The 6,277-nt window shown below is 63.3% G+C and carries 8 protein-coding genes and 1 pseudogene; 8 read left to right on the top strand and 1 reads right to left on the bottom strand.

Going from position 1 to position 6,277, the window contains the following annotated elements; all coding sequences use genetic code 11:
• Positions 1 to 207: 207 nt before the first annotated feature.
• Positions 208 to 642, bottom strand: coding sequence for an Hg(II)-responsive transcriptional regulator (merR, locus tag GF617_RS26185; protein ID WP_000429836.1), 435 nt, complete (start codon positions 640 to 642; stop codon positions 208 to 210).
• A 71-nt stretch (positions 643 to 713) separates the two neighbouring features.
• Here merR and GF617_RS26180 point away from each other — a divergent pair, with 71 nt between their 5' ends.
• The 8 genes and pseudogenes from GF617_RS26180 to GF617_RS26145 all read left to right on the top strand — a co-directional run.
• Positions 714 to 1,064 carry a mercuric transport protein MerT gene (locus GF617_RS26180; RefSeq protein WP_001294663.1) on the top strand — a complete coding sequence of 117 codons (351 nt, stop codon included), beginning with the start codon at positions 714 to 716 and terminating at the stop codon, positions 1,062 to 1,064.
• Positions 1,065 to 1,077: 13 nt separating this feature from the next.
• Positions 1,078 to 1,353, top strand: a complete 276-nt coding sequence (gene merP / locus GF617_RS26175; RefSeq protein WP_000732292.1) for a mercury resistance system periplasmic binding protein MerP — start codon at positions 1,078 to 1,080, stop codon at positions 1,351 to 1,353.
• A 35-nt stretch (positions 1,354 to 1,388) separates the two neighbouring features.
• The gene (gene merC / locus GF617_RS26170) at positions 1,389 to 1,811 is read left to right on the top strand and encodes an organomercurial transporter MerC (RefSeq protein WP_001447540.1); all 423 of its coding nucleotides are present in this window, start codon (positions 1,389 to 1,391) and stop codon (positions 1,809 to 1,811) included.
• A gap of 51 nt (positions 1,812 to 1,862) precedes the next feature.
• Complete coding sequence (merA, locus tag GF617_RS26165) at positions 1,863 to 3,557, top strand: mercury(II) reductase (RefSeq protein WP_000105636.1); 1,695 nt, start codon at positions 1,863 to 1,865, stop codon at positions 3,555 to 3,557.
• 17 nt (positions 3,558 to 3,574) lie between these two features.
• Positions 3,575 to 3,937: a mercury resistance co-regulator MerD gene (gene merD / locus GF617_RS26160; RefSeq protein WP_001277456.1), complete on the top strand. Its 363-nt coding sequence runs from the start codon at positions 3,575 to 3,577 to the stop codon at positions 3,935 to 3,937.
• Positions 3,934 to 4,170: a broad-spectrum mercury transporter MerE gene (merE, locus tag GF617_RS26155; RefSeq protein ID WP_000993386.1), complete on the top strand. Its 237-nt coding sequence runs from the start codon at positions 3,934 to 3,936 to the stop codon at positions 4,168 to 4,170. The genes merD and merE overlap by 4 nt, the downstream gene beginning before the upstream one ends.
• A 35-nt stretch (positions 4,171 to 4,205) precedes the next feature.
• The gene (locus GF617_RS26150) at positions 4,206 to 4,874 is read left to right on the top strand and encodes an EAL domain-containing protein (protein WP_001300294.1); all 669 of its coding nucleotides are present in this window, start codon (positions 4,206 to 4,208) and stop codon (positions 4,872 to 4,874) included.
• A gap of 74 nt (positions 4,875 to 4,948) precedes the next feature.
• A pseudogene (locus tag GF617_RS26145) lies at positions 4,949 to 6,199 on the top strand (transposase); the annotation flags it as partial.
• Positions 6,200 to 6,277 lie beyond the last annotated feature (78 nt).

The raw sequence follows: 6,277 nt of genomic DNA, 5'->3' as shown, positions 1-6,277 counted from the left end.
GTGAAGATCCTTTTTGATAATCTCATGACCAAAATCCCTTAACGTGAGTTTTCGTTCCACTGAGCGTCAGACCCCTTATCTGAACATAAAACACTATCAATAAGTTGGAGTCATTACCCCCCGGACGAGTGGGAATCCATGGTAGGGATTTTTACCGAAATGGAAGAACACTATTAGGGGGCACCTCAGAAAACGGAATAAAGCACGCTAAGGCATAGCTGACCTTGCCAGGCCTGCTTCGCCCTGTAGTGACGCGATCAACGGGCAGGAAACATTCCCCTTTCGTGCATGGCAGGCGCACACGAGTTCAGACAGCACGGTTTCCATGCGCGCCAAGTCGGCCATCTTCTCGCGCACGTCCTTGAGCTTGTGTTCGGCCAGGCTGCTGGCCTCCTCGCAGTGGGTGCCATCGTCGAGCCGCAACAGCTCGGCAATCTCGTCCAGACTGAACCCCAGCCGCTGTGCCGATTTCACGAATTTCACCCGAACCACGTCCGCCTCCCCATAGCGGCGGATGCTGCCGTAAGGCTTGTCCGGTTCCCGCAACAGGCCCTTGCGCTGATAGAAGCGGATTGTCTCCACGTTGACCCCGGCCGCCTTGGCAAAAACGCCAATGGTCAGGTTTTCCAAATTATTTTCCATATCGCTTGACTCCGTACATGAGTACGGAAGTAAGGTTACGCTATCCAATCCAAATTCAAAAGGGCCAACGTATGTCTGAACCACAAAACGGGCGCGGTGCGCTCTTCGCCGGCGGGCTGGCCGCCATTCTTGCATCGACCTGCTGCCTGGGGCCGCTAGTACTGGTCGCCCTGGGCTTCTCCGGTGCTTGGATCGGCAACCTGACGGTGCTGGAACCCTATCGACCGTTGTTCATCGGCGCGGCGCTAGTGGCGCTGTTCTTCGCCTGGAAGCGGATTTACCGGCCCGTGCAGGCATGCAAGCCAGGTGAGGTCTGCGCGATTCCGCAGGTGCGCGCCACCTACAAGCTGATTTTCTGGATCGTGGCCGTGCTGGTCCTGGTCGCGCTTGGATTTCCCTATGTCGTTCCATTTTTCTATTAACCAGGAGTTCATCATGAAGAAACTGTTTGCCTCCCTTGCCCTCGCCGCCGCTGTTGCCCCGGTGTGGGCCGCTACCCAGACCGTCACGCTAGCGGTTCCCGGCATGACTTGCGCCGCCTGCCCGATCACAGTCAAGAAAGCGCTCTCCAAGGTCGAAGGCGTGAGCAAGGTCGATGTGGGCTTCGAGAAGCGCGAGGCCGTCGTCACTTTTGACGACACCAAGGCCAGCGTACAGAAGCTGACCAAGGCCACCGCAGACGCCGGCTATCCGTCCAGCGTCAAGCAGTGAGCCAGCAAGCCAACGACAACAGCGAGAGCCGCTTCATGGGACTGATGACACGCATTGCCGATAAAACCGGCGCGCTCGGCAGCGTCGTTTCCGCGATGGGCTGCGCCGCCTGCTTTCCAGCCCTCGCCAGCTTCGGCGCGGCCATCGGGCTGGGCTTCTTGAGCCAGTACGAGGGACTGTTCATCAGCCGCCTGCTGCCGCTGTTTGCCGCGCTGGCCTTCCTGGCGAACGCGCTGGGTTGGTTCAGTCATCGGCAATGGCTGCGCAGTCTGCTCGGCATGATCGGCCCGGCCATCGTGTTTGCGGCCACGGTCTGGCTGCTCGGCAACTGGTGGACGGCGAACCTGATGTACGTCGGCCTGGCCTTGATGATTGGGGTGTCGATCTGGGACTTCGTGTCGCCGGCGCATCGCCGTTGCGGACTGGACGGCTGCGAACTCCCCGCCAAGCGCTTGTGAAAGACGGCTGACCGTGCGACACGGCGGCCCACACGAATAAGGAACGATGGTATGAGCACTCTCAAAATCACCGGCATGACTTGCGACTCGTGCGCAGTGCATGTCAAGGACGCCCTGGAGAAAGTGCCCGGCGTGCAATCAGCGGATGTCTCCTACGCCAAGGGCAGCGCCAAGCTCGCCATTGAGGTCGGCACGTCACCCGACGCGCTGACGGCCGCTGTAGCTGGACTCGGTTATCGGGCCACGCTGGCCGATGCCCCCTCAGTTTCGACGCCGGGCGGATTGCTCGACAAGATGCGCGATCTGCTGGGCAGAAACGACAAGACGGGTAGCAGCGGCGCATTGCATATCGCCGTCATCGGCAGCGGCGGGGCCGCGATGGCAGCGGCGCTGAAGGCCGTCGAGCAAGGCGCACGTGTCACGCTGATCGAGCGCGGCACCATCGGCGGCACCTGCGTCAATGTCGGTTGTGTGCCGTCCAAGATCATGATCCGCGCCGCCCATATCGCCCATCTGCGCCGGGAAAGCCCGTTCGATGGCGGCATCGCCGCTACCACGCCGACCATCCAGCGCACGGCGCTGCTGGCCCAGCAGCAGGCCCGCGTCGATGAACTGCGCCACGCCAAGTACGAAGGCATCTTGGAGGGCAATCCGGCGATCACTGTGCTGCACGGCTCCGCCCGCTTTAAGGACAATCGCAACCTGATCGTGCAACTCAACGACGGCGGCGAGCGCGTGGTGGCATTCGACCGCTGCCTGATCGCCACCGGCGCGAGCCCGGCCGTGCCGCCGATTCCCGGCCTGAAAGACACTCCGTACTGGACTTCCACTGAAGCGCTGGTCAGCGAGACGATTCCTAAGCGCCTGGCCGTGATTGGCTCATCAGTGGTGGCGCTGGAGCTGGCGCAGGCGTTCGCCCGACTCGGAGCGAAGGTGACGATCCTGGCTCGCAGCACGCTGTTCTTCCGCGAAGACCCAGCTATAGGCGAAGCCGTCACGGCCGCATTCCGCATGGAGGGCATCGAGGTGAGGGAACACACCCAGGCCAGCCAGGTCGCGTATATCAATGGTGAAGGGGACGGCGAATTCGTGCTCACCACGGCGCACGGCGAACTGCGCGCCGACAAGCTGCTGGTCGCCACCGGCCGCGCGCCCAACACACGCAAGCTGGCACTGGATGCGACGGGCGTCACGCTCACCCCGCAAGGCGCTATCGTCATCGACCCCGGCATGCGTACAAGCGTGGAACACATCTACGCCGCAGGCGACTGCACCGACCAGCCGCAGTTCGTCTATGTGGCGGCAGCGGCCGGCACTCGCGCCGCGATCAACATGACCGGCGGTGACGCGGCCCTGAACCTGACCGCGATGCCGGCCGTGGTGTTCACCGACCCGCAAGTGGCGACCGTAGGCTACAGCGAGGCGGAAGCGCACCATGACGGCATCAAAACTGATAGTCGCACGCTAACGCTGGACAACGTGCCGCGCGCGCTCGCCAACTTCGACACGCGCGGCTTCATCAAACTGGTGGTTGAAGAAGGCAGCGGACGACTGATCGGCGTGCAGGCAGTGGCCCCGGAAGCGGGCGAACTGATCCAGACGGCCGCACTGGCGATTCGCAACCGGATGACGGTGCAGGAACTGGCCGACCAGTTGTTCCCCTACCTGACGATGGTCGAAGGGTTGAAGCTCGCGGCGCAGACCTTCAACAAGGATGTGAAGCAGCTTTCCTGCTGCGCCGGGTGAGGACAAGGAGGTGTGCGATGAGCGCCTACACGGTATCGCAACTGGCCCATAACGCTGGGGTGAGCGTACATATCGTGCGCGACTACCTGGTGCGCGGCTTGTTACGGCCGGTGGCCTGCACCACGGGCGGCTACGGCGTGTTCGACGATGCGGCCTTGCAACGGCTGTGCTTCGTGCGCGCGGCCTTCGAGGCGGGTATCGGCCTGGATGCCCTGGCGCGGCTGTGCCGTGCGCTCGACGCAGCGGACGGCGCACAAGCCGCAGCGCAGCTTGCCGTGCTGCGCCAGTTGGTCGAGCGGCGGCGCGCGGCGTTGGCCCATCTGGACGCGCAACTGGCCTCCATGCCAGCCGAGCGGGCGCACGAGGAGGCATTGCCGTGAACGCCCCTGACAAACTGCCGCCCGAGACGCGCCAACCCGTTTCCGGCTACCTGTGGGGTGCGCTGGCCGTGTTGACCTGCCCCTGCCATCTGCCGATTCTCGCCGCCGTGCTGGCCGGGACGACCGCCGGTGCCTTCCTTGGCGAGCATTGGGGTGTTGCCGCGCTCGCGCTGACCGGCTTGTTCGTTCTGGCCGTAACGCGGCTGCTGCGCGCCTTCCGGGGCGGATCATGACGAGTTCGCAGCCCGCCGGATGGACGGCGGCCGAGTTGGCGCAGGCGGCGGCGCGCGGACAGCTTGACCTGCATTACCAGCCGCTGGTCGATCTGCGCGATCACCGGATCGCTGGCGCGGAAGCGTTGATGCGCTGGCGGCATCCGAGGCTTGGCCTGTTGCCGCCCGGCCAGTTCCTGCCGCTGGCCGAGTCGTTCGGCCTGATGCCGGAAATAGGCGCGTGGGTGCTGGGCGAGGCCTGTCGCCAGATGCACAAGTGGCAAGGACCGGCATGGCAACCGTTCCGTCTTGCCATCAATGTGTCCGCCAGCCAGGTTGGGCCAACGTTCGACGACGAGGTAAAGCGGGTGCTGGCCGATATGGCCCTGCCCGCCGAGCTTCTGGAGATCGAACTGACCGAATCGGTCGCATTCGGCAATCCAGCCCTGTTCGCCAGTTTCGACGCCTTGCGCGCCATCGGCGTGCGCTTCGCCGCCGACGACTTCGGCACCGGCTATTCCTGCCTGCAACATCTGAAATGCTGCCCCATCACCACATTGAAAATCGACCAATCCTTTGTCGCCAGGCTCCCGGATGATGCCCGTGACCAAACTATCGTGCGGGCGGTGATCCAGCTCGCGCACGGGCTGGGCATGGATGTCATTTTCAGAAGACGACTGCACCAGTTGATTGGGCGTAATGGCTGTTGTGCAGCCAGCTCCTGACAGTTCAATATCAGAAGTGATCTGCACCAATCTCGACTATGCTCAATACTCGTGTGCACCAAAGCGAGGTGAGCATGGCGACGGACACCCCACGGATTCCAGAACAAGGCGTGGCCACTCTGCCTGATGAGGCTTGGGAGCGTGCGCGCCGTCGTGCGGAGATCATCAGTCCGTTGGCGCAGTCGGAGACGGTCGGGCACGAAGCGGCCGATATGGCGGCTCAGGCGCTGGGCTTGTCTCGGCGCCAGGTATACGTTCTGATCCGGCGTGCCCGGCAAGGCAGCGGCCTCGTGACGGATCTGGTGCCCGGCCAGTCCGGTGGAGGTAAAGGTAAGGGGCGCTTGCCGGAACCGGTCGAGCGCGTCATCCACGAGCTACTGCAAAAGCGGTTCCTGACCAAGCAGAAGCGCAGCCTAGCGGCCTTTCACCGCGAAGTCACTCAGGTGTGCAAGGCTCAAAAACTGCGAGTGCCGGCGCGCAATACCGTGGCCTTACGGATCGCTAGCCTTGACCCGCGCAAGGTCATCCGCCGGCGGGAAGGCCAGGATGCCGCTCGTGACCTACAAGGTGTGGGCGGCGAGCCTCCTGCCGTGACCGCGCCGCTGGAGCAGGTGCAGATAGACCATACGGTCATCGACCTGATCGTGGTCGATGACCGCGACCGGCAACCTATTGGCCGCCCGTACCTGACCCTCGCCATCGACGTGTTCACCCGCTGCGTGCTCGGCATGGTCGTCACGCTGGAAGCGCCGTCTGCCGTTTCGGTTGGCCTGTGCCTCGTGCATGTCGCCTGCGACAAGCGCCCTTGGCTGGAAGGACTGAACGTGGAAATGGATTGGCAGATGAGCGGCAAGCCCTTGCTGCTCTACCTAGACAACGCGGCCGAGTTCAAGAGCGAGGCCCTGCGCCGGGGTTGCGAGCAGCATGGCATCCGGCTGGACTATCGCCCGCTGGGACAGCCGCACTATGGCGGCATCGTGGAACGGATCATCGGCACGGCGATGCAGATGATTCACGACGAACTGCCGGGAACGACCTTCTCCAACCCTGACCAGCGCGGCGACTACGATTCCGAAAACAAGGCCGCCCTGACGCTGCGCGAGCTAGAGCGCTGGCTCACATTGGCGGTCGGCACCTACCACGGTTCGGTGCACAACGGCCTGCTCCAACCGCCGGCCGCGCGCTGGGCCGAGGCCGTGGCGCGTGTCGGCGTACCGGCCGTCGTCACACGCGCTACTTCGTTCCTGGTCGATTTTCTGCCGATCCTCCGGCGCACGCTGACCCGCACCGGCTTTGTCATCGACCACATCCACTACTACGCCGATGGGCACTGTTGCAAATAGTCGGTGGTGATAAACTTATCATCCCCTTTTGCTGATGGAGCTGCACATGAACCCATTCAA

Origin of the sequence: Lelliottia sp. RWM.1 (assembly GCF_016859735.1) — a bacterium.
Lineage (GTDB): Bacteria > Pseudomonadota > Gammaproteobacteria > Enterobacterales > Enterobacteriaceae > Enterobacter.
The sequence above is the reverse complement of the archived record's forward strand: the minus strand, read 5'-3'. Positions and strand labels throughout refer to the sequence as shown.

What these genes read in the sequence shown, in the direction of transcription:
- merC (WP_001447540.1), top strand. Translation starts at nt 1,389, where the DNA reads ATGGGACTGATGACACGCATTGCCGATAAAACCGGCGCGCTCGGCAGC.
- merD (WP_001277456.1), top strand. Translation starts at nt 3,575, where the DNA reads ATGAGCGCCTACACGGTATCGCAACTGGCCCATAACGCTGGGGTGAGC.
- merP (WP_000732292.1), top strand. Translation starts at nt 1,078, where the DNA reads ATGAAGAAACTGTTTGCCTCCCTTGCCCTCGCCGCCGCTGTTGCCCCG.
- merA (WP_000105636.1), top strand. Translation starts at nt 1,863, where the DNA reads ATGAGCACTCTCAAAATCACCGGCATGACTTGCGACTCGTGCGCAGTG.
- merR (WP_000429836.1), bottom strand. Translation starts at nt 642, where the DNA reads ATGGAAAATAATTTGGAAAACCTGACCATTGGCGTTTTTGCCAAGGCG.
- GF617_RS26180 (WP_001294663.1), top strand. Translation starts at nt 714, where the DNA reads ATGTCTGAACCACAAAACGGGCGCGGTGCGCTCTTCGCCGGCGGGCTG.